The organism is Sphingobium rhizovicinum (assembly GCF_042647625.1).
In the GTDB taxonomy this organism is placed as follows: domain Bacteria; phylum Pseudomonadota; class Alphaproteobacteria; order Sphingomonadales; family Sphingomonadaceae; genus Sphingobium; species Sphingobium rhizovicinum.
On sequence record NZ_JBHRVU010000004.1, the window covers coordinates 1,538,839 to 1,561,059 of the forward strand.

The window sequence follows — 22,221 nt, forward strand, 5'->3', positions numbered from 1 at the left end:
AGGAGATAATTTCATGAAGGCAATTGTTTTTGCGCCGCTAGGCGCCACCCTGGCGCTCGCCCTGGCTTCACCGGCCATGGCGCAGGACAATGAACCCGTGGACTGGAGCGGACCTTATGTCGGCGGTTCCTTTGGCTACACATTCCAGAAAAGCGATAATAACGAACATCTGCGGTTCGATACCGATGCCGATGGCAATTATGACGATGTGGTGACGACTGCGTCTGGTGCAAATGCCTTTTCGCCCGGAACCTGCGGCGGCGCGGCGCGCGGTTCTACGCCGGGCAGCGGATGCGATGACGACAAGGATGCCATCAGTTGGATGGGGCATGTCGGTTATGACCGGCAGTTCGGCAGCATCGTCGCCGGTGTCGTCGCCGAAGCTGGGCAAGCCTATATCGATGACAAGGTGACGGAATATTCGACCACCCCGGCCTTTTACACGATGCGGCGCAAGATTGACTGGAATGCCAATCTGCGCGCGCGATTGGGTTATACGACGCCGGGCGGCATCATGCCTTATATCACGGGCGGCCTTGCCTATGCCAAGGTCAAGAACAACTTCACGACCAGCAACGGCGCAAACAGCTTCACCCAGTTCGACAGCAAGGAAGATGCCTGGGGCTGGACCATGGGCGGGGGCGTAGAGGCCAAGGTGTCGAGCAATTTCTCGATCGGCGCCCGCTATCTATGGACGCGCTACAATGTCGGCGATTATCGCGTTGATGTGGGGGCGGGCACTGCCCCGGCAACCAACCCGTTCCGCATCACCCCGTCGGGCGGCGCCAGCATCAACCGCGGCGATAAGTTCGACACGCAAAGCGTGATGGTGACGACCAGCTTCCGTTTCTAATCGATCTTCAAACAAAAAAGGGCCAGCCTTCATAGAGAGCTGGCCCCTTTTTGTTTTCAATTCCCGGCCTTTAGCGGACCCGCGGGCCGCCGAACGGCAGCGGCGGGGGGGGGCGGCGCGTGCCGCGCGGCAGCTGCGCCTGATAAGCGCGGCCGCAATGTTCGACGCAATAGGGGAAGCCGGGGTTCACCTGCTCTCCGCAGAAATGGAAGTCCGGCTCGCCCGGATGCCCCATCGGCCATTTGCAGATCCGTTCGGTCAGATCGAGCAGGCTGGTCTTGTCGGCGATTTCCGCGCTGGGCTTGGCGGGCACCAGGCGGCGCGGCGGTGCGGGCGGGATCGGCGCCTGCTGGTCGCCAGGGCCTTGGCGCAGAAAGCCGCCTGGGCCGACCGAGATGATACGGGGCTGGGGCGCGGGCGCCGGCGCATCGTTAGCGCCGGCCGGCGTTGTGGCTGCCGGCGCGGCGGGAGTCGCAGCGGGCGCCGGCGCGGCAGGCGCCCGCACGGGGGCAGGCGCAGGGGCGACGGGCGCCGCAGCGCGAGGCGCCTCGGGTTCTGGCGCAGGCTTGCGCGGCGTGGGCGCAGCCGCCTTCTTGGGCGTTTCGTTCGCCTTCACCGGCGAAGGGCGCGATTGCAGGCCAAGGCGATGGGCCTTGCCGATCACCGCATTGCGGCTGACGCCACCCAGTTCATCGGCAATCTGGCTCGCGGTCAGGCCGCGTTCCCACATCCCTTTGAGCTGGTCGATACGCTCGTCGGTCCAGGACAATGAAAAACTCCTCACAAATCTCGTATGGCTTCCTATATGGGAAGCGGGGCGCGCAGGTTCAAATCCGTTGGACCTGACCCCTTGCAGCACAACGGACCAGCCGATAGTCGATCCTGTCATGAACGACCAGCCTAAAATTGTCGCCGCCACGCCGCTCGACTCGCCTTTTGCCGAGCCGGGCGTGCCGCAGATCCGCAACGTCAACTGGGCCGGGACCTGGGCGCTCTATCGCAAGGAGGTGCGCCGCTTCATGAAGGTGCAACTCCAGACCGTGTGGGCACCGGCGATCACGACGCTGATGTTCCTCATCATCTTCATCGTCGCGCTGGGCGGCAGCGGCCGCACCGTGCTGCTGCGCGGGGAGGCGGTGCACTTTGCCGACTTCATCGCGCCGGGCCTGATCGTCATGGGCATGATCAACGCCTGCTTCGCCAATGCCAGCTTCGCATTGATGGTGGGGAAGGTGCAGGGGACGCTGGTCGATTATCTGATGCCGCCCATTTCGGTAGGGGAATTGCTGTTCGCGCTGGTTTCGTCATCGATGACGCGCGCGATCATGGTCGGCTTTGCCCTGTGGGGCGCAATGGCGCTGTGGCCCGGCGTGCATGTGACGCCGGCGCATCTGTGGGCGGTGGTATGGTTCGGCCTGCTCGGCACCAGCTTCATCGCCTTTCTGGGCGTGCTGACGTCGATCTGGGCGGAAAAGTTCGATCATGGCGCGGCCATCACCAATTTCGTGATTGGTCCGCTGGCCCTGCTGTCGGGCACTTTCTATTCAATCGATCGCCTGCCGCCGCTGTTTCAGGGGATCAGCCACGCCAACCCCTTTTTCTATATCATCTCCGGCTTCCGCTATGGCTTCGTCGCGGCGGCGGACGCCAATGTCGTGGTGGGCAGCAGCGTGCTGTTGGGCCTCAATCTGCTTTTGGGCGGGCTGTGCTACACGCTGCTCAAGCGCGGCTGGAAGATCAAGGCCTGACGCGCCGTCACACGAACAGGGCGAAGACCGGCACGGTCTGCGTCAGGACGAACAGCAACAGGGCCGCCAGCAGCCAGTGATGCAGGTGGGGAAGGGCGCTGTCGCTGCGCCCTTCCTGTCCGGCCTGTCTCAATCTGCCTTCTGCCCGACGCGCGTAATGGTGAAGCCGGCTTCTTCGGCCTCGGCGACGGGATAGATGTTGCGCAGGTCGACCAGCACGGGCTGGGTCATGGATGCAGCCAGGCGCTTAAGGTCGAGCGCGCGGAACGCATCCCATTCCGTCACCAGCACTGCCACATCGGCTCCGGCGGCGGCTTCATAGGCGTCCTTCGCCATGGTGACGCCCGGCATCATCGGCGCAGCCACGTCCATGCCTTCAGGGTCATGGGCGACGATCTTTGCACCGGCATCCTCCAGCGCCTGCACGATCGCCAGACTGGGCGCGTCGCGCATGTCGTCGGTGTTGGGCTTGAAGGTCAGACCCAGCAGCGCAACCGTCTTGCCCCGCGCGTCGCCGCCCAGCGCCTTGACGATCTTGCGGCCCATCGCCCGCTTGCGCAGGTCGTTGACCTGCACCACCGTCTCCACGATGCGGATCGGCGCGTCATAATCCTGCCCCGTCTTCACCAGCGCCAGCGTATCCTTGGGGAAGCAGGAACCGCCATAGCCGGGGCCTGCATGCAGGAATTTGCTGCCGATGCGGTTGTCGAGGCCGATGCCGCGCGACACATCCTGCACTTCGGCGCCGACCGCTTCGCACAGGTCCGCCATTTCATTGATGAAGGTGATCTTGGTCGCCAGAAACGCATTGGCGGCATATTTGATCAGTTCCGCCGTGCGCCGGCCGGTGAACATCAGGGGCGCCTGATTGAGGCTGAGCGGACGGTAGATTTGCGCCATCACTGCGATCGCGCGTTCGCTGCCGGTGGTGCCCACGACCACGCGGTCGGGCCGCTTGAAATCGCCGATCGCCGCGCCTTCGCGCAGAAATTCCGGGTTCGACACGCACTGAATGTCCAGATCCGGGCGCAGTTCGCGGGCGATCCGCTCCACCTCGTCCCCGGTGCCCACCGGCACGGTCGATTTGGTGACGATCACCGTCGGGCCATCCACCGCCTCGACGATTTCCCGCGCCGCAGCATAGACATAGGACAGGTCGGCATGGCCGTCGCCCCGGCGGGAAGGCGTGCCGACCGCGATGAAGATCGCGTCCGCGCCCTTGACGCCGGCGGCCAGATCGGTGGTGAAGGTCAGGCGGCCAGCCGCCGCATTGCTGCCCACCAATTGATCAAGGCCCGGCTCGAAAATCGGCATCTTGCCCGCTTCGATCGATGCGATCTTCCCCGCATCCTTGTCCACGCACACCACGTCATGCCCAAAGTCCGCAAAACAGGCCCCGGACACAAGTCCAACATAACCCGTGCCGATCATCGTGATTTTCATGGATTTGCCCCCAATATCCCAAGATATGATGCCAATGACGATGGTCTAGCATAGTCTCGCGTCATTACAATTCGCTGCATTGCAGCGTGGATCTTTATGGGACGTTCAGCGACTGGTTACCATTTTCTGCCATGGCGTGCGGCAATGACAGGAAGGATAGAGCATTGAAGGTAGCCCTGGTGTTCGGGACTCGTCCCGAAGCGATCAAGATGTTTCCCGTGATCCATGCGCTGCGTGCGCAGGCGGGCGTGGAGACGCGGGTCATCGTGACGGCGCAGCATCGCGGCCTGCTGGATCAGGTGCTGGAGATTGCCGGCATCACGCCCGACATCGACCTTGACGTGATGGTGCCCAACCAGACGCTCGACGGGCTGACGGCGAAGCTGATCGTTGAACTGGGCAAGGCGTTCGATGCGGAACGACCCGACCGGATCGTCGTGCATGGCGACACGCTGACCACGATGGTCGCCAGCCTTGCCGCCTATTATCGCAAGATTCCGGTCGCTCATGTCGAAGCCGGCCTGCGCAGCGGCGACATTCATCATCCCTGGCCCGAAGAAGTGAACCGCCGCGTCGTCGCCTGCATCGCCGACATGAATTTCGCGCCGACGCAGGCCGCCGCCGATGCGCTGTTGCGCGAAAATCGCGACGCCGCCGGCATCCACATCACCGGCAACACGGTGATCGATGCGCTGCTGGCGACGCGCGACCGGGTATTGGCCGATCCGTCGCTGGCAAGCGGTCTGGATGATCTGGCCGTCCGTTTTGCAGGCAAGCGGATCGTCGCCGTCACCAGCCATCGGCGCGAGAATTTCGGCGGCGGGATGGAGGCGATCGCGCGCTCGATCGCGGATATTGCCGCGCGGCCCGATGTGGCGGTGATCTTCCCGGTCCATCCCAATCCCAATGTGCGCCCGGTGATGGATGCGGTGCTGGGCGCCCTGCCCAATGTCGCGATGATCGAACCGCTCGACTATCCCCATTTTGTGCGCCTGCTTGACATGTGCCATCTGGTCCTGACTGACAGCGGCGGGGTGCAGGAGGAAGCGCCCTCGCTCGGCAAGCCAGTGCTGGTGATGCGCGAAACGACCGAGCGGCCCGAAGGCGTTGAAGCCGGCACGGCCAAGCTGGTCGGCACCGATCGCGCGCTGATCGTGCGTGAAGTGCTGGCGCTGCTGGACGATCAGCATGCCTATGACGCGATGGCGCGCGCGCATAATCCCTTTGGCGATGGCCTTTCAGCGCAGCGCATTGCGGCCGTGATCGCCGGGCAATCCTGACCGGCTTTCTTCGATCGCATCATCATTTCCGAAATATTCAGCATTTCCCGGCATGACTATGCCCGACTGACCGTTTCACAAGGATTGCCCGCCCCATGCCTGTCGACGCCAAGCAGAAGGTTTCCGTCATCGGCCTCGGCTATATCGGCCTGCCCACCGCCGCGCTGATTGCGCGCGGGGGATGTCAGGTGGTCGGCGTGGATGTTTCCGCCCATGTGGTGGAGACGGTCAATTCGGGCCGCGTCCATATCGAGGAAGTCGATCTCGACGGTCTGGTGCAGGGCGTTGTCGCACGCGGTAATCTGCGCGCCAGCCTCACCGTCGAGCAAAGCGACGTCTTCATTATTGCGGTGCCGACCCCGGTGGCGGAAGATCGCGCGCCCGACATCAGCTATGTCCTGAAAGCGGCCAAGACCGTCGCGCCGGTGCTCAAGGCCGGCGACACGGTGATCCTGGAATCCACGTCGCCCGTCGGCACGACCGAAGCGATGCGCGATGTCATGGCGGAACTGCGTCCGGACCTGAAAATGCCCGGCAAGGGCGTGCAGGGCGACATCGCCATCGCCTATTGCCCTGAGCGCGTTCTGCCCGGCCGCATCCTTGTCGAACTGATCGACAATGATCGCTGCATCGGCGGCATCACGCCGCGCTGCGCGCGCAAGGCGCTGGGCTTTTATCGCCAGTTCGTGCGGGGCGCCTGCATCACCACCACCGCCCGCGCGGCCGAGATGGTGAAGCTTGTCGAAAACAGCTTCCGCGACGTCAATATCGCCTTCGCCAATGAGTTGTCGGTGATCGCGGAGAATATGGATATCGATGTGTGGGAGGTGATCCGCCTCGCCAACCGCCATCCGCGCGTCAACATCCTGTCGCCCGGTCCCGGCGTTGGCGGTCATTGCATCGCGGTCGACCCCTGGTTCATCGTGCATGGCGATCCCGAAAATGCCCGCATCATCCGCACCGCGCGTGAAGTGAATGACGGCAAGACCGATTATGTCGTCGCCAGGGCATCCGATCTGATCGATGAATTTGCCGGTGAGGACGTCGCCTGCCTCGGTCTAGCCTTCAAGGCGAATATCGACGATTTCCGCGAAAGCCCGGCGGTGAAAGTCGCTGCGCGCCTTGCCCGCCGCTATGGCCGCCGGGTCAAGCTGGTCGAACCCTATGCGCAGGAACTGCCGATGGAATTTGCCGGAACAGGCGCGGAATTGATCGATCTCGATACGGCTCTGGAACAATGTGGCGTGTTCGTCATTCTTGTCGATCATGACATGTTCAAATCTGTCCCCGTCGACGAACGCGCCGACAAGGCTGTGTATGACACGCGGGGAATCTGGCCCGATCAGCCCCGTCGCATTGCGCAGGCCGCGCCGAACCGCGTCGCCGTCTGACCATTTTCGGGCGACCGCAAACCGGCCCGCCCATGGTTGCCATCCTTTCGCCGCGTCGCTAACCCCCGGCCCTGAACGGGTTAAGACGGGGGCGAAAGGCGGATGAAGCGCCGCAACAGCATCAGCCGATCCTTGGTTGCAATGATGGCCTGCGCAGGGCTGTGCGCCTGCGCGACGGTGGAGGATGCGCCGCGCGGCGAGGCGGCCTATGTCGCCATTCCCCCGCCACCCGCCATCGGCATGGACTATCGCCTGTCGCCCGACGATGTGCTGCGCATCCAGATTTATCATGAACCCGGCCTGTCGCAGGAAGATGCGCAGATCACCGCCGCCGGTATGGTGCGCATGCCCTTGGTCGGCGATGTGCCGGTCGCCGGTCTGACCGCCGGCGAGGCGGCCGATGTCATCGCCGGGCGGCTGGGCGAACGCTATCTGGTGTCGCCGCAAGTCACTGTGTTCGTGAAGAAAGCCGTTGGCCGGCGCATCGCGCTGGATGGCGAGGTGCGGGAGCCGGGCCTTTATCCGATCGACGGCCGGCTGACCCTGTCGCAGGCGGTGTTGCTGGGCAAGGGGCCGACACGGCTTGCCGGACTGGGGCAGGTCGTGGTCGTGCGCCAGATTGAAGGCCAGCGGCAGGCCGCCCGTTTCGATCTGGCCGCCATTCGCAAGGGGGAAGCCCCCGACCCTGAAATTCTGCCCGGCGATCAGGTGATCGTCGGCCTGTCGCGCGCCAAGGCGATCCTTGGCGGCGCGCTGATCGCGGTGCCGGCGCTGGCGGCAGGCTTCATCGCGCTGGACGGAGATCATTGATGGCCGCAACGCTGACCGATCCTGTTGACGGCGCGGAAGTCGAGGGCGCGGGCGCAAAGCTGGCGCGGACCACGCGCAGCTATTGGGCAATATTGCGGCGTCATCGCGTCATCCTGTTCGTCACCATGGCGCTGTGTCTGCTGGCGGCCCTGCTCTATATTTTGTTGTCGACGCCGGATTATCGCGCGACCGCTTCGGTCGAGGTGGAGGATCTGCCGGCGGGAGCCGCCGGAACCGGCACGCCGCGCCCCGCGACCGATGACATTGAAACGGTGATGCAAACCGAACTGGAAGTGCTGCGCAGCCGGGCGCTGGCCGAGGAAGTGGCGCGCAGCCTGGCGCTGGTCGGCACGCCGACCTTCTTCAACGGCATGGGCGTCAGCCGGCCCAAGGATGGGGCGGGCGGCCTTAGTCAGCGGCAGGTGGAGCAGGAGGCGGTTATCGCCTTGCTGCGCGACCATCTGGAAGTGCAACTGCCCGGCAAGTCGCGGGTCATCCGCATCAGCTTCGTCAGCGCCGACCCGGCCTTGTCGGCGCGGGTCGCCAATGGCTATGCCGACAGCCTGATCCGGTCGGACCTGAAGCGCGGCTTTGAATCGGGCGTGCAGGCCCGGCGTTTCCTGCTGGGCGAACTTGACGGCGCCCGGCGCGATCTGTCGCGGGCGGAGCGCGATCTGGCGGTCTATGCCGCGCGTTCGGGCGGCGTGCCAGTGGAGCCTGCCGCCGATGCGGACAAGGCCGGCGTGACCAAGGAAGGCGGGGCGCAGGAAACCAAGCCGGAAGAACCCAAATTCGCGCCATCCGAAGGATCGATCGAAACACGATTGGCGCAGCTTAACGGCTTCCGCGCGCAGGCGGTGTCGGACCGGATCGCTGCGCAGAAACGCTGGGAAAGCGCGCGCCGCGCCAGCGCCGAAACCCTGCCGGAAGTGCTGAACAACGGCGCGATGCAGGCGCTGATGACCGAGCGGGCGCAGGCCCGCGCCGCGCTGGTCGAGGAACGGCAGTTCCGCAAGGACGCACATCCTGAAATGCGCGAGGCGCGCGCGCGTCTGGCGGCGCTGGACGATCAGGCCGAAGAGATGGCGAACCGCATCCGCGCTTCGCTGAAGGAACAATATGACGTCGCCGTTCATGGCGAAAAGCAGATCGGGTCGGAAATCACGGCGCTGGAGCGCGATGCGCAGGCGGCGCGCGGCCGCGATGTGCAGATGGGGATCTATGAACGGTCGGTCGATACCTATCGCATGCTGCACGACAGCCTGTTGCAGCGTTATCGCGATATGGCGTCGCAGGCCGGGTTCCAGGCCGGGCGCATCCAGCCGCTTGATCGGGCGGCGGTGCCGGCCCGGCCCTTCTCGCCAAAGGTCGGCGAGACGTTGTTCCTCGCTGCGCTGGGCGGGTTGCTGCTGGGGCTGTTGCTGGTCGTTGCGCGGCATATTTTCGACGATGCGGTGACATCGGCCGATACGCTGGCGGAGCGGGTCGGCCTGCCGCTGCTGGGCGCGGTGCCGGTGACGGGCGACAATCCCCAGCCGTCCGAAATCTTCACGCCGATCGCGCGGTCGCTGTTGCTGGCGTCGACCGGCGGCCTGCCGCGCTCTATCCTCGTCACCAGCGCGCAGGAGGGGGAGGGCAAGTCGCTGACCCTCAACGCCCTGTCGCGGGCGCTGGCCGGCCTCGACAAGAAGGTGCTGGTGATCGACGGCGATATGCGCCGGCCGGTGCAACATGCCCTGTTCCGCGTGCCGCCGGGCAAGGGCATCAGCGAGGTTCTGACCGGGCAAGCGAAGCCCGCCGACGCGATCATTCCCACGGGGGTCGACGGCGTATCGCTGCTGCCCTGTGGCGCGGTGCCGCCCAATCCGACCGAATTGCTCGCGACGCCGGCGCTGGACACGCTGCTGGCGGCGGTGCGCGAGGACTATGACACGATCCTGATCGACGCGCCGCCGATCCTGGGGCTGGGCGATACGCCATTGTTGGGCGCGCGGGTGCAGGCCAGCCTGATGGTGGTCGAATGGGGCCGCAACCATCATGGCGGGCTGCGCGCATCGGTCGAGCGGTTGCGCCGGGCCGGGGGCGTCATCATCGGCGCCATCCTGACCAAGCAACAGGGCCGCGCGCTGGAATATGACTATCACCGGGGCGGGTGAGGTGACCCTCTCGTCCGTTCGGCCTGAGCCTGTCGAAGGCCTGTTCTTTTGTCGGGCAAATAAGGCGCAGGCTAGGCACAAAAAAGAGCGCCATCCGATTTGGAGGCGCTCTTTTTTATGGCGATGTGCCGGCAGGTTCAGGCCCGCGCCAGCAGTCCCTCGACCAGACCCTCGAACAGGCGCTTGCCGTCGGTCGCGCCATGGGCGGCCTCGATCACGCGTTCGGGGTGAGGCATCATGCCCAGCACATTGCCCGCTTCGTTGAGGATGCCGGCGATGTTGCGGGCCGATCCATTGACGCTCTCCGCATAGCGCAGCGCGACGCGGCCTTCGCCTTCCAGCCGGTCCAGCGTCGCATCGTCGGCGAAATAATTGCCGTCATGATGGGCGACCGGATAGCGGATCGCCTCGCCCGCTTCATAGCGGCTGGTGAAGGCGCTCTGGGCATTTTCGACCGTCAGGGCGACGTCGCGGCACACGAAATGGCCGCCGGCATTGCGCAGCAGCGCGCCGGGCAACAGGCCGCTTTCGGTCAACACCTGAAAGCCGTTGCAGATGCCCAGCACATAGGCGCCACGATCGGCGGCCTTCGCCACCGCCTGCATCACCGGAGAGCGGGCAGCCATCGCGCCGGAACGCAGATAGTCGCCATAGGAAAAGCCGCCCGGCACGCCGATCAGGTCGATGTCGTCGGGCAATTCGGTGTCCCGGTGCCAGATCATGGCGGGCTTGGCTCCGGTCGCAGCCTCGAACGCCACCGCCAGGTCGCGGTCGCAATTGCTGCCCGGAAAGACGATGACGGCGCTCTTCATGTCAGGCGACCTTCTCGATGCGATAATTTTCGATCACCGTGTTGGCCAGCAGCTTGCGGCACATGGCGTCGATGTCCTCGTCGCTGGTGCCGTCGGCCAGGTCCAGTTCAATGAGCTTGCCGGCGCGCACGTCATTGACGCCGTCAAAGCCCAGACCGCCCAGCGCATGCTGGATCGCCCGACCCTGCGGATCGAGGACACCGCCCTTGAGGGTGACGAAAATGCGGGCTTTCATGGGCGTGGACTCCTTGGAATCGACAAATGCCGCGCCTCATGCGCGGGATGATGCAGTTGCCGCACCCCCTAGGCGCGGCGGCGCGTGGAGGCAAGCCATTATGACGGTCAAGGGGGCTTCGGGCGATCATTGGGGAAAAGGGAAGGGAGTTGGGTAGGGCAACGGCATCTGCATCGCTTAACTTCGCACATTTCCCGCCAAATGGGACATTCTGTTGCGCCGGCCTGATCCTATCGGAAAGTCTGGGGCGCTGAGGATGGAGAGGATTGGGGTGGGATTATGGGGAGAAATGCAGGGGTAGGACAGGGCGCGCCGTGGCGGCGGGCGACCAAAGTCAGACATGCGGCGGCTATTTTCGCCTACCCAATAGCCGTCATCCCAGCGAAGGCTGGGATCTCGGGCGGTAGCAAAAGAGGTAAGCCGTCTTGCGCTATCTGTTTATGCAGCGTGCGCCTGCCTGAGATCCCAGCCTTCGCTGGGATGACCACATATTTGAGCGTCGAACTGAAAGCAGCCAGTCCGCAATCCACCCAACTCCCCCATTCCCACCCGCCCGCGCATCCCCTAAGTCCTCCCCATGCATTCAGACCTTCTCTACATTCTCTGCGCGGTCATCGCGGTTGTCATTTCCGGCCTTGCCAAGGGCGGCTTTGCGGGGTTGGGGGCGCTGGCGATGCCGATCATGGCGCTAGGTGTCGATCCGGTGCGCGGGGCGGCGATCCTGCTGCCCATCCTGATCCTTCAGGACGCCGTCAGCGTCTGGGCGTTCCGCAAAAGCTGGGACGGGCATGTGCTGATGGTCATGCTGCCCGGCATGGCGGTGGGCGTGGGGCTGGGCTATCTGTTTGCGGCGCAGGTGCCCGAAAGCACGGTGCTGGGCGCGCTGGGCGTCATATCCATTCTGTTCGGGCTGCAACGGCTGTGGGTCGAGCGGGGCGGGGCGATCGTGCTGCCGTCCAGTTTGCCCGACTGGGTGGGCTTCCTCTTCGGTATCGGCAGCGGCTTTACCAGCCAGATCGCCCATGCCGGGTCGCCGCCTTTTCAGATGTGGGTGCTGCCGCGCAAGCTGCCGCGCGACATGCTGGTGGGGACAACCGCCGTCGCCTTTGCCGCGATGAACTGGATGAAGGTGCCGGCCTATGCCGCGCTGGGCCAATTCACCCGCGCCAATCTGATGGCGACGGCGATGCTGGCGCCGGTGGCGATCGTGGCGACCTTTGCCGGGGTGGCGCTGGTCCGCCGGGTCGATGCGGCGCGTTTCTATACGCTTATCTATGTGCTGATGGTGTTGCTAGGGCTGAAGCTGCTGGTCGATGCGCTGATGGCGTGAGCCAAAGCCACCCACCTCCGTTCGCTTCGAGCGAAGTCGAGAAGCGGATAGGGCAGTGCCAGCGTTTCTCGACACGCTCGAAACGAACGGCGTTCAGCGCATGAAAAAAAAGGCCGGCGCTGTGGCCGGCCTTTCTATCTTTATCTTTTGTTTTCCGCATTTTCCGAGCCAGCAGATGATGCCATCTGCTTCGAAAATGCTCAGTCCTTCTCGCGCTTCTTGCGATGCGTGTCGAGATCGAGGACGGTGGTGTCGAGACCCTCGGGCAGCAGGCCCAGACGGCGCGCCACTTCCTGATAGGCTTCCACTTCGCCGCCCAGGTCGCGGCGGAAACGGTCCTTGTCCAGCTTCTCGTTGGTGGCCATGTCCCAAAGGCGGCAACCATCAGGGCTGATTTCGTCGGCCAGGATGATGCGGCTGTAATCGCCGTCATAAAGGCGGCCGAATTCCAGCTTGAAATCGATCAGGCGGATGCCGATGCCGGCGAAGAGGCCGCACATGAAATCGTTGATGCGGATCGCCATGTCGGCGATGTCGTGCATCTCTTCCTGCGTGGCCCAGCCGAAGCAGGCGATATGCTCTTCGGAAATCAGCGGGTCGCCCAGCGCATCATCCTTGTAGCAATATTCGATCAGCGTGCGGGGCAGCTGTGTACCTTCCTCGATGCCCAGCTTCTTGCTGAGCGATCCGGCGGCGACATTGCGCACGACGACTTCGATCGGCACGATCTCGACCTGACGAACCAGCTGTTCGCGCATGTTGAGGCGGCGGATGAAGTGGGTCGGCACGCCGATCTGGCCGAGCAGGGTGAAGATATGCTCGGAGATGCGGTTGTTGAGCACGCCCTTGCCGGAAATCGTGCCCTTCTTCTGCGCGTTGAAGGCGGTGGCGTCATCCTTGAAATATTGGATGATCGTGCCCGGCTCGGGGCCTTCGTAAAGGATCTTTGCCTTGCCTTCGTAGATCTGGCGGCGACGGGCCATGCGCGTTCCTGTCTTTTTGTCACAAAAACAATGCGCCCCGGCAAACGCGAATCGGAAAAGATCAGCGGGTGCCGGGGCTGCTGAAGGCGGCCCATAGAACAAGTTGGGCAGGGGTGCAATTCTTCCGCGTCAGGATGGAAGAAGGGGAGAGCCATGGCGGCTCCCCCCTTCTTCATCGACAGGGATGGGGATCAGGCGATGACGCCGGTGGCCAGATCGATCTGGTTCGCCGCCGCATAGCTGGACCACATGTTGGAAATGAGCAGATCCTGGATCTGGCCCGTGTCATCATTTTCGATCCGCACGAGCAGATTGTTATTATAGGGCGTCGCGCGCGACACGGTGAAGAGATCGGACGCCATGTCCGCCTCGAACAGGCCTTCCAGCGAACCGATGATGGCGTTCTTGCCGTTGTTGTAGGCATTGACATGTTCGGTGTCGAAGAAGGTGCCATCGGCAAAGGCGGCAAGCATCAGTTCATCGCCCTCGGCAAATTTGAGGTCGTACAGGCGATCCATATCGGATGCGCCGTCAATCTCATTGCCGCGGAAGTGGAACTGGTCAGCGCCCAGTCCGCCACGATACTGGTCGTTGCCGCCATTGCCGAACAGCATGTCGTTGTTGCTGCTGCCATAGATGACATCGTCGCCCAGCCCGCCTTCATAGCGGTTTTCCAGGATGTTGACGCCGCGCAGCGAGTCATTGCCGGCGGTGCCGCGCACCATGTTGGTCGGATTGAGCTGGGCTGCGGTCAGCGTGCCATCGGCAAACTGGAACAGTTCGATGCCGGTGGTCAGATCATTGCCGTCGCGGTCGTCAGCCCGGTCGATGACCCGGATGGCGCCGCCCTGTTCGCGCAGGAAATAATAGTCTGCGATGTCATGGGTGAAGACGGCCGTATCCTTGCCGGCGCCGCCGATCAGCGTGTCATGGCCTTCGCCGCCGATCAGCACGTCGTTGCCGGCATTGCCGGTCAGCACGTTGCGCGCGTCATTACCGACCAGCGTGTCGTTGCCCGATCCGCCGGTGGCGTTTTCGATCACCACGCCGTTGGCGATGGTGTAGCCGCCGCGCAGCAGGCCCGCGCCCGGCGAGTCGAGATAGGAGATCATGCCGCCGCCGGTGGGCGAATAATCCAGCGTCGCCGCGGTCAGATCGATCGTGGCGTTCATGCTGCCGCTATAGGCAATGGTGTCCTTGCCGCCGGTGTCCCAGATGGTCTGGTAGAAGGCGTCGTCCACCACATCGGTCAGATAATAGGTGGTGTTGCCGGTGTTATAGTCGCTGGCGCCATAGCGGCTCTGCAACTGGGCGATGTCGAACGCGCTGAGCGATCCCGACCAGCCATTGTCCACGCCGGCCAGATTATAGGGGGACGGGCCGTCGGGATGGAAATCCCAAGCGTCGTTATAGGACATCACGGTGTAGACGCCCTGGTTCAGATTATAGAGGCCATAGGAGCCGGTCGATCCGGCCACGCCCAGCATGATGTCGGAGCCGCCGCCATTGTCATGCGGATGCGCCAGACCATGAGCATGGCCAAATTCATGCAGCACCACGGCGAAGGCATAGCCGCCGCGCTCCAGGCTCTGCTGCTGCCCGGCGCTCCAGCCGCCGCTCAGGATGTTGAACACGCCTACGCCCTGATCCGCGCCATAGCCCGGATCCTGCGGGAAGAAATAGGCGCCATATTCAGCCGATTCGGCCTTGAGCAGGCGGAAGGTGGCCTGATTGACGTCGGTCGTGATCTCGTAATTGGTGCCGATCACCTTTTCATATTCTTCAAGGGCCTCCATCACCTGGCCCTTTTCATACTCATTCCAGTCGAACGTGATCATCGGCGATCCGTCGTCCGCGGTCTGATTGAAATTCTCGTCCGAGTCGCCGAAATAGACATAGGCGGTGGGCGTGCCGTTGACGTCCACGAACGGCACGTCGTTCGCATTCACCCAGTCGATGGAATCGAGCGGACTGACATCGGCCAGGTCAACTTCCGACGTGGTCAGCGTGTAGCCGCCGGTCCAGGGGGCCCAGCTGAACGCGTCAACATAATAGGTGCCGCTTTCCTGCGCCAGGAACGTAACCTTGGCGCTCAGGTCGCCGCCCGAGAAGTTGATGTCGTCAGCCGATGCGACCAGATCGCCATTGCCGTCATAGATGGCCATGACCGGATCGATTTCACCGGCTGGCAGGGACAGATAGGACGAGTCATAGTCTGCGCCGCCCGACAGTTCGATGGTGTAGAGCTTGCCGGCTTCAACTTCGACCTTGTAGGTGTCGACTTCGCTATACGCGCCGCCATAGGGGCCGGTGCCTTCGTCGATAAAGCCGAAGGTGACGCCGTTGACGTTGAGCGATACGGCGTCTTCGAACGTGTCGCTAACGACATCGGTCGCCGGCTGGAGGATGGCGTCGAGCGTATAGGTGCCGGTCAGGCCCGAGCCGGGATAGGCCCCTGCGCCGATATAATGGGTGCCCGAATAGGTGGCGGTATAGGTCAGCAGCGAATTGACCCCGTCGCCGCCGTCATCGTCCAACGTGATGAGGTCGCCGCTATTGTCGTACAGCAGCAGTAGGGTGTCGCCCAATGCGTCGGCCCCCGTGCCGCGCAGCGAGAACATATAGGTCTGTCCTGCGACCAGATTATAGCTGTAAAAGTCCGTTTCGGTGCCGGTGATCGTGCCGTCGAGAAGGACTTCGGAAGGCGGCGCCTGCACCGCGCTGTCCTTGATCTGCGCCGCATTATGGCTGACAAGGGTTATAATATCCGCGCCGGCGGTGCTGCCGACATGTTTCTGCAATGAAGTAGAAGCGCCCGAGCAACCGGCGCATGCGCAACCGAATACCGCGAACTGATCTGCTGAATGTGTCGATAGATGTTTGGCCATCGTGACAATTCCCCTGCTAACGATTACTCGCTTTGGCCCCCGCCCGGATCGCAACAGAGCATGATTTCTATTTAAGTCAATGGACCATTTACCAAATATCTGACATGCTTCGTATCATGCTGATGCTGCTCGCCCTCTTGTCTTCTCCCATGGATTTTCATTGGCGTGGCGAAACAATCGCCCATTCCGTAAAGGAAGGGGCGGCGGTTGGGGCGCCCGGCAGCAACAGGAAAGGCAAGTCTATGGTCGCCGGATTGCCCTATGCGCGGGGCAAGAGCTTTGCTGGCCTGGATGATTATCTGCGGCATCTGCAATCCAACGCCGCCGTCGATCTGCCCTGGTGGCGGGAAATTCGCCCCGGCGTCTATGAGCATGTGAAGACGATGCGCGGCGCGGCGCCGGAAATCGCGACGCGCGCCGAGCTTATGAAAAAGTTCGGTTTTTCTCGCTGAAAATCAGCTGATCCCTTTCATTTTGCGATAATCGTCGAACAGGCTGAGGAAGCGGTCGATGTCGGCCTTGCTGAGAAAATAGGGGGTGGCGAGGCGCAGCTTGCTGGGGTTGCCGCCGCGGATGCGGACCTTGTGGTTGGTCCATAGCCAGTCCTGCAATTCCATGCGCTGGACGCCTGGCACATTGACCGTGGCGATCGCGCCGCGCAGCGCCGGATCGGGCGATGTCCAGCTTTCCGCGCCGCGCTTCGTCATTTCGGCATGGATATAGTCGGTGAGCATGCGGTTTCGAGCCTCGATCCGGTCCATGCCGATGGCGTTGGCGAAGTCGATCGCGGCATTGAGGCCCATCAGCGTCGGGATGCAGGACGAGCCGATTTGCATATAACGGTCGGCCATGCGGGTGGGGTCGTCATAACCGCCGGTGGCGACCGTGTTCCACACCCGGTCCATCACGCTCTTGTCGCGCAGATAAAGGAAGCCGGTGCCCTTGGTCGCGAACAGCCATTTATGCATCGATCCGGTATAAAGATCGCAGCCTATGTCATTGAGATCGACCTTTATCATGCCCGGGGCATGGGCGCCGTCAAATGCCGATATGATCCCCTTCGACCGGGCGAGCGCCGCAATCTGCTTGGCGGGTAGAATGACTCCGGTCGATGTGCTGATATGGCTGACAAAGATGATCCGCGTTTTCGGCGTGATCGCGTCGTTGATGCGGTTCAGGATTTCGGCGGCATCCCTGGGCGGTTTGGGCATGGCGAATGTCTTCACCACCACGCCATAACGGCGGGACCGGAGCATCCAGGGCATTTCGCCCGATCCATGCTCCTCGTCGCTGATCAGCACTTCGTCGCCGACCTTCATGTCGAAGCCGTTGGCGACATAGCTGTTCGCCTCCGTGCAGTTGCGCAGGATCGCCATCTGTTCGACCTTCGCGCCCATGAAGTCGGCGAAGGGTTTGCGATATTGGTCCCAGCTGCCATAGCCCCAGATCGGATACTCCTCCGATCCGGCTTGCGTCATTTGCTCGGTCGTTTCGAACCCGTCGAAAATGGCCTTGAGCACCGGCCGCGGGGATGAGCCGACCGTGCCGACATTCAGGTTCACGACATCGTCGGGGATCAGGAACTGCGCGCGCAGCGCCTTCCAATAGGCATCGGGATTTGTGTCGCGCAGGCTGGCGGCGGGCAGCGGGACGCTGGTCAGTGAAATGGGGGCCAGCGCCTGCGCGCTGACGGGCGTGACGGCGGACATGGCGGCCGCGCTGCCAAGGAAGGAACGGCGGTCGAGCATCGGACACCTCTCAGGCAAAAGCGGACATAAAATGGTCCGACAGATATTTGCCATGGAAATAACGATACTCGGCCCGAAATCCGCAGGCCTGTTGCGCCTTACAGGACGTCGCCGAACATGAACCAGACCATTGCGCACCAGCCGATCAGCCCGATCACGCCAAGAATTACTCCGGATCGGGCGCGGATGGCGGCGATCAGGCCGGTCGGTTCATCTTCGTCGTCGCTATGCATATCGCCCGATTAGCGTGCGGGGGGCGAATGCTCAACCGGCGGGTTCGGCTTCTTCGGGCGGGGCGTTTTCCCGATTGACCGCCATCAGCCGGCCGGTGAAACATTGCCGCCACCAGCTGATGTCCTGCTGCTCCACGCTGTCCATCATCGCCCGCCAGCGCCGCTTGCGTTCATCCAGCGGCATGGCGAGCGCGCGGTTGATCGCGTCGGACATTTCTTCGGGGCTGTAGGGGTTGATCAGCAGCGCGTCCTTCAACTGCATTGCCGCCCCGGCGAAACGGGAGAGGATCAGCACGCCCGGATCAGCAGGATCCTGCGCCGCGACATATTCCTTCGCCACCAGGTTCATCCCGTCGCGCAGCGGCGTGACGAGGCCGATCTTGGCCGCGCGATAGATGCCGGCCAGCTTGTCGCGCGGATAGCCCTGATTGACGTAGCGGATCGGGGTCCAGTCGACATCGCTATATTCGCCGTTCATGCGCCCGGCGATGGCGTCCAGCGTCGCGCGGATCTGCTGATAGCTTTCCACTTCCCCGCGTGATGGCGGCGCGATCTGGGTCAGCACGACCTTGCGATGCTGTTCGGGATGATCCTTCAGGAAACGGCCATAGCCGTTGAACCGCTCCTCCAGCCCCTTGCTGTAGTCCAGCCGGTCGACGCCGACGATCATGGTGCGGTTCTGGAGCGACGCGCGCACCAGTTCGCCCATCTCATCGGCTGTTGCGCTGATGGCGGCATCCTTGAAATCCTGCGCATTGATGCCGATCGGGCAGGCGACGGCCTGAATGGTGCGATCGCCCACGGTCACATAATCGCCGTCAACCGTGCCGTTCATCTCCTTTTCGACATAGTGACGGAAGGATTCGAGCCATTCCTCCGTATGAAAGCCAATCACATCATAAGCGAACAGGGTGCTGACCAGTTTGGTGTGATGGGGCAGCGACACCAGCAGGCGCGTGGGCGGCCATGGGATGTGGAGGAAGAAGCCCATCCGGTTCTTCAGCCCCCGGTCGCGCAGCATCTGGCCCAGCGGGATCATATGGTAATCATGGACCCAGATGACGTCTTCCGGCTCGATCAGCGGACTGGCGGTGTCGGCGAAACGCTGGTTGACGCGGTTATAGCCGCCCTCGAAATCGCGCGCATATTCGGCCAGGTCGATGCGGAAATGGAACAGCGGCCACAGCGTCTTGTTGGCATAGCCATTATAATATTCGTCGACGTCCTGCTCTTCCAGGTCGATCGTCGCGGTCTTGACCCCTTCATCCTCCGCAAAGCCGATATGGCCGGTGAAATTGTCGGTCGTTTCCCCCGACCAGCCGACCCAGATGCCCCGGCTTTCCCGCAGCGCTTGCGACAAGGCGACGGCAAGCCCGCCCTGATTGCCGGTCTTGCTGGGTCTGCTGACCCGATTGGAAATGACGATCAGACGGCTCATCGCATGGCGCTCCACGGTTTGCTCAGCAAGACGGCGCAGTTGATGATGCCGACCAATGAGTAGGTCTGGGGATAGTTCCCCCACAATTCCCCGGTGACGGGGTCTATATCTTCGGAGAGCAGGCCCGCGGCGGTGCGGCGGGACAGCATTTCTTCGAACAAGGTGCGTGCTTCCTCCGTCCGGCCGGTGCGGTGCAGCGCTTCGATCAGCCAGAATGTGCAGACATTGAAGGCGGTGACGGGTTCGCCAAAATCGTCGGGCGCGCTGTAGCGCAGCATGTCATTGCCCCGGCGCAGGTCCGCCTCCAGCGCGGCCAGCGTGCCCAGGAACATCGGATCGTCGGCTTTGAGGAAGCGCATGTCGAGCAACTGAAGCAGCGATGCGTCGCGCGAATCATCCTCAAAATTGGCGGAGATGGCCTGGCTGTCTTGCCGCCATGCCATGTCGAGGATGCGCGTGCGCATCGTATCGGCGCGGTTTTGCCAGTGGATCGCGCGCACCGGCAGGTCGAGCGCAGTGGCCGCATGGGCGAGGCGATCGCACGCCGCCCAGCACATGACCGCGCTGTAGCTGTGCACATGGGCGCGGGTGCGCAATTCCCACAGGCCCGCGTCAGGCTGATCATAGACCTGCCAGGCGCGTTCGCCCACCGCCTCCAGCGCTTCGAAATCGGCATGGCCCGCCATGCGCAGCAGCCGCTGGTCGATGAAGCCCTGAACCGAGGACAGCACGATCTGGCCATAGGCGTCATGCTGTATCTGTTCATAGGCGGCATTGCCCACGCGCACCGGACCCATGCCCCGATAACCGGGCAGGCTTTCCGCCTCCCACTCATGCAGCGTCGCATTGCCGCGCACATCATAGAGCGGCTGGATATGCCCGCCCTTTGCGCCATCCACGATGTTGCGCAGATAGACGAGGTAGGTTTCCAGCACGTCGAGCGCGCCCAGCCGGTTGAGCGCCTCCACCGTATAATAAGCGTCGCGCACCCAGCAGTAGCGATAATCCCAGTTGCGTCCGCTGTCGGCATGTTCGGGGACGGAGGTCGTCAGCGCGGCGACGATCGCGCCCGTTTCCTCATGCTGGCAGAGTTTGAGCGTGATGGCGGATCGGATGACGGCTTCCTGCCATTCGGCGGGGATGGCGAGGCCGCGCACCCACAGCTGCCATTCGTTGATCGTGTCGTCCAGCATCCGCTCGATCGCGGGGCGCAGGGCGTCGGAAAAGCCTTCGTCCGGTCCCATGAAAAAATGCATGTCGGCTTCCAGCCGGAACCAGCTTTCCTGGCTGATCAGGCCGATCGGCGCATTGGTCGACACGCGCATAGCCATATAGGACAGGATGATGCGGATATGGTTGGAGCCGTAGCTGATCGGCACCTTTTCGCCATTCCAGTTGGTCGTCGGGCGGAATTTGACGCGGATGCGCGGGCTGCCTGCCACGGGCCGCACGATGCGGATGAAGGCGACGGGGCGGTACATGCGCCCTTTATGCCGGTGGCGCGGGCAGAAATCATAGGTTTCGATCGCATTGCCCTGCGCATCGCTCTGGCGCGTGACCAATATGGGCGTGTTGCGGATATAATGTTGTTCGACCGCGACGCAATTTTCCAGTTCGATCGCCCAGAAACCGCGCGACTGGCTGTCGTCCCAGCCCTTGTCGTCCAGCAGCGCGGAAAAGACGGGATCGCCATCGACGCGCGGAACGCAGGCCCACACCATGCGGCCGGCGCGATCGATCAGCGCGGAAGCCTGGCAATTGCCGATCGGCCAGAGGTCGAGATTGCGCTCGTTTCCGGCATGGATTGAAGGATTTGGCTCTTGGATCGGTCTGCCCCTTTCTTGGTCGCCATAAGGGGCGCCGGAAATTATCCGGCGGTCCCCTGCGCCAGATAATGCCTGACGGCGGCAACCTGTTCCAAAGAGAATGTCGCCAATGTGGGGCGGGGCGATCCCACGAGGATGCCTGCGCCGCCCAGTTCGACCGCGACGGCAAAGCCTTCCTCATCAGTCACATCGTCGCCGATGAAGACGGGAACGCCGCCCGCCATGGGCGCGCTCTGCATCAGCCGGCGCACCGCGCTGCCCTTGTCCGCGCCGCCGGGGCGCAGTTCATACAGCATCTTGCCCTGTTGCACGGTCAGGTCGTGCTGACGCGCCAGATGCTTGGCCAGATCGGCGGCATCCTCCTCCCACTGGGGGGCACCGCGAAAATGCAGGCCAACGCTGATCGATTTGCGTTCGACCAGCACGCCCGGCTTGTCGCTGGCGAAGGCATTGAAGGCGGCCTCGACCGCGTCGATCGCGGGCAGGCGCGGCGGCGTGTCGATCGCTTCGCCGGGCCGGGCGAACTCCAGCCCATGGGTGCCCGACAGCAGGAAATCGCCAAAGCCCAGATCGCACAAAGTCGCCACCGATCGGCCGCTGACGATCGCCAGCCGCCCGTTCAGCCTGTCGCGCAGGCAGGTCAGCGTGGCCAGCAAGTCGGCATCGACCACGACAGCATCGGGCGTGTCGGCCAGCGGCGCCAGCGTGCCGTCAAAATCCAGGAAAAGCGCCGCGCCGGTCAGCAGGTCGATGGGCGGAGCGGGCAGGGCGATGGGGGAGAGAAGGGTGTTGGTCACGCCCTTAAGAGTGGCGTCTCAGGACGAAACCGCAACCCCCCATCTCGCAATTGCAGCAATTTCCTAGCATCGGCAGGCGGGGTCGCCGGCTGGCTTGTCGGTCCAGGGCGATGTCCACTGGGCGCGATGCAGGGCGCGAAACGCCTGCATGATCCCGGCGATCAGATGGTCGATTCCCTGATTGGTTTGCTCGCGGCCGTCATTCCACAGCCGGTCGTCATATTCGTCGCGCATGATGCGGTCCTTTTCT

21 protein-coding genes are annotated in these 22,221 nt (G+C 63.2%); 8 read left to right on the plus strand and 13 right to left on the minus strand.

Annotated elements, in window-relative coordinates; all coding sequences use genetic code 11:
- The first annotated feature begins 13 nt into the window (after positions 1-13).
- Positions 14-853: an outer membrane protein gene (locus ACFOKF_RS08750; protein ID WP_380795077.1), complete on the plus strand. Its 840-nt coding sequence runs from the start codon at positions 14-16 to the stop codon at positions 851-853.
- Between the two features lie 70 nt (positions 854-923).
- Here the strand turns inward: ACFOKF_RS08750 and ACFOKF_RS08755 are convergent, their stop codons facing one another.
- The gene (locus tag ACFOKF_RS08755) at positions 924-1,622 is read right to left on the minus strand and encodes a GcrA family cell cycle regulator (RefSeq protein ID WP_380795080.1); all 699 of its coding nucleotides are present in this window, start codon (positions 1,620-1,622) and stop codon (positions 924-926) included.
- A 118-nt stretch (positions 1,623-1,740) separates the two neighbouring features.
- On the opposite strand from ACFOKF_RS08755, the gene ACFOKF_RS08760 reads away from it, so the two are divergent.
- On the plus strand, positions 1,741-2,601 hold the full coding sequence (locus tag ACFOKF_RS08760) for an ABC transporter permease (RefSeq protein ID WP_380795083.1): 861 nt from the start codon (positions 1,741-1,743) through the stop codon (positions 2,599-2,601).
- 7 nt (positions 2,602-2,608) lie between these two features.
- Here ACFOKF_RS08760 and ACFOKF_RS08765 read toward each other — a convergent pair whose 3' ends face one another.
- Positions 2,609-2,734, minus strand: a complete 126-nt coding sequence (locus ACFOKF_RS08765) for a hypothetical protein (protein ID WP_380795085.1) — start codon at positions 2,732-2,734, stop codon at positions 2,609-2,611.
- Positions 2,731-4,044 carry a UDP-glucose dehydrogenase family protein gene (locus tag ACFOKF_RS08770; protein WP_380795087.1) on the minus strand — a complete coding sequence of 438 codons (1,314 nt, stop codon included), beginning with the start codon at positions 4,042-4,044 and terminating at the stop codon, positions 2,731-2,733. The genes ACFOKF_RS08765 and ACFOKF_RS08770 overlap by 4 nt, the downstream gene beginning before the upstream one ends.
- Before the next feature lie 164 nt (positions 4,045-4,208).
- On the opposite strand from ACFOKF_RS08770, the gene wecB reads away from it, so the two are divergent.
- The 4 genes from wecB to ACFOKF_RS08790 all read left to right on the plus strand — a co-directional run bounded on the left by wecB (position 4,209) and on the right by ACFOKF_RS08790 (position 9,681).
- Positions 4,209-5,324 (plus strand): non-hydrolyzing UDP-N-acetylglucosamine 2-epimerase, encoded by a 1,116-nt coding sequence (gene wecB / locus ACFOKF_RS08775; protein WP_380795090.1) that lies wholly within the window; start codon positions 4,209-4,211, stop codon positions 5,322-5,324.
- Between the two features lie 95 nt (positions 5,325-5,419).
- Entirely contained in the window at positions 5,420-6,715 is a 1,296-nt protein-coding gene (wecC, locus tag ACFOKF_RS08780; RefSeq protein WP_380795093.1) for a UDP-N-acetyl-D-mannosamine dehydrogenase, read from the plus strand.
- Positions 6,716-6,817: 102 nt separating this feature from the next.
- The gene (locus tag ACFOKF_RS08785; protein ID WP_380795096.1) at positions 6,818-7,525 is read left to right on the plus strand and encodes a polysaccharide biosynthesis/export family protein; all 708 of its coding nucleotides are present in this window, start codon (positions 6,818-6,820) and stop codon (positions 7,523-7,525) included.
- On the plus strand, positions 7,525-9,681 hold the full coding sequence (locus ACFOKF_RS08790; RefSeq protein WP_380795099.1) for a GumC family protein: 2,157 nt from the start codon (positions 7,525-7,527) through the stop codon (positions 9,679-9,681). The genes ACFOKF_RS08785 and ACFOKF_RS08790 overlap by 1 nt, the downstream gene beginning before the upstream one ends.
- Positions 9,682-9,818: 137 nt before the next feature.
- On the opposite strand, the gene purQ is transcribed toward ACFOKF_RS08790, so the two are convergent.
- Together purQ and purS are read right to left on the minus strand one after the other, a co-directional pair.
- Positions 9,819-10,493 carry a phosphoribosylformylglycinamidine synthase subunit PurQ gene (gene purQ, locus ACFOKF_RS08795; RefSeq protein WP_380795102.1) on the minus strand — a complete coding sequence of 225 codons (675 nt, stop codon included), beginning with the start codon at positions 10,491-10,493 and terminating at the stop codon, positions 9,819-9,821.
- A 1-nt stretch (position 10,494) separates the two neighbouring features.
- Positions 10,495-10,728, minus strand: coding sequence for a phosphoribosylformylglycinamidine synthase subunit PurS (gene purS, locus ACFOKF_RS08800; RefSeq protein ID WP_093012502.1), 234 nt, complete (start codon positions 10,726-10,728; stop codon positions 10,495-10,497).
- Positions 10,729-11,305: 577 nt separating this feature from the next.
- On the opposite strand from purS, the gene ACFOKF_RS08805 reads away from it, so the two are divergent.
- A complete protein-coding gene (locus ACFOKF_RS08805) occupies positions 11,306-12,058 on the plus strand; it encodes a sulfite exporter TauE/SafE family protein (protein WP_380795105.1) in 753 nt (250 codons plus the stop codon).
- Between the two features lie 200 nt (positions 12,059-12,258).
- Here the strand turns inward: ACFOKF_RS08805 and purC are convergent, their stop codons facing one another.
- Together purC and ACFOKF_RS08815 are read right to left on the minus strand one after the other, a co-directional pair.
- Positions 12,259-13,041, minus strand: coding sequence for a phosphoribosylaminoimidazolesuccinocarboxamide synthase (gene purC / locus ACFOKF_RS08810; RefSeq protein ID WP_004207352.1), 783 nt, complete (start codon positions 13,039-13,041; stop codon positions 12,259-12,261).
- Positions 13,042-13,232: 191 nt separating this feature from the next.
- On the minus strand, positions 13,233-15,842 hold the full coding sequence (locus ACFOKF_RS08815) for a M10 family metallopeptidase C-terminal domain-containing protein (RefSeq protein ID WP_380795107.1): 2,610 nt from the start codon (positions 15,840-15,842) through the stop codon (positions 13,233-13,235).
- 119 nt (positions 15,843-15,961) lie between these two features.
- Here ACFOKF_RS08815 and ACFOKF_RS08820 point away from each other — a divergent pair, with 119 nt between their 5' ends.
- Positions 15,962-16,381, plus strand: a complete 420-nt coding sequence (locus tag ACFOKF_RS08820) for a hypothetical protein (RefSeq protein WP_380795109.1) — start codon at positions 15,962-15,964, stop codon at positions 16,379-16,381.
- 3 nt (positions 16,382-16,384) lie between these two features.
- Here ACFOKF_RS08820 and ACFOKF_RS08825 read toward each other — a convergent pair whose 3' ends face one another.
- From ACFOKF_RS08825 to ACFOKF_RS08850, 6 genes are all read right to left on the minus strand, one after another.
- Positions 16,385-17,677: an aminotransferase class V-fold PLP-dependent enzyme gene (locus ACFOKF_RS08825; RefSeq protein WP_380795111.1), complete on the minus strand. Its 1,293-nt coding sequence runs from the start codon at positions 17,675-17,677 to the stop codon at positions 16,385-16,387.
- Positions 17,678-17,775: 98 nt separating this feature from the next.
- Complete coding sequence (locus ACFOKF_RS08830; protein ID WP_298395098.1) at positions 17,776-17,910, minus strand: hypothetical protein; 135 nt, start codon at positions 17,908-17,910, stop codon at positions 17,776-17,778.
- Positions 17,911-17,941: 31 nt separating this feature from the next.
- Positions 17,942-19,348 carry an alpha,alpha-trehalose-phosphate synthase (UDP-forming) gene (gene otsA, locus ACFOKF_RS08835; protein ID WP_380795113.1) on the minus strand — a complete coding sequence of 469 codons (1,407 nt, stop codon included), beginning with the start codon at positions 19,346-19,348 and terminating at the stop codon, positions 17,942-17,944.
- A complete protein-coding gene (locus tag ACFOKF_RS08840; RefSeq protein WP_380797724.1) occupies positions 19,345-21,114 on the minus strand; it encodes a glycoside hydrolase family 15 protein in 1,770 nt (589 codons plus the stop codon). The genes otsA and ACFOKF_RS08840 overlap by 4 nt, the downstream gene beginning before the upstream one ends.
- 101 nt (positions 21,115-21,215) lie before the next feature.
- Complete coding sequence (gene otsB / locus ACFOKF_RS08845) at positions 21,216-21,971, minus strand: trehalose-phosphatase (RefSeq protein WP_380795116.1); 756 nt, start codon at positions 21,969-21,971, stop codon at positions 21,216-21,218.
- A 63-nt stretch (positions 21,972-22,034) separates the two neighbouring features.
- Complete coding sequence (locus tag ACFOKF_RS08850) at positions 22,035-22,205, minus strand: hypothetical protein (protein WP_380795118.1); 171 nt, start codon at positions 22,203-22,205, stop codon at positions 22,035-22,037.
- Positions 22,206-22,221 lie beyond the last annotated feature (16 nt).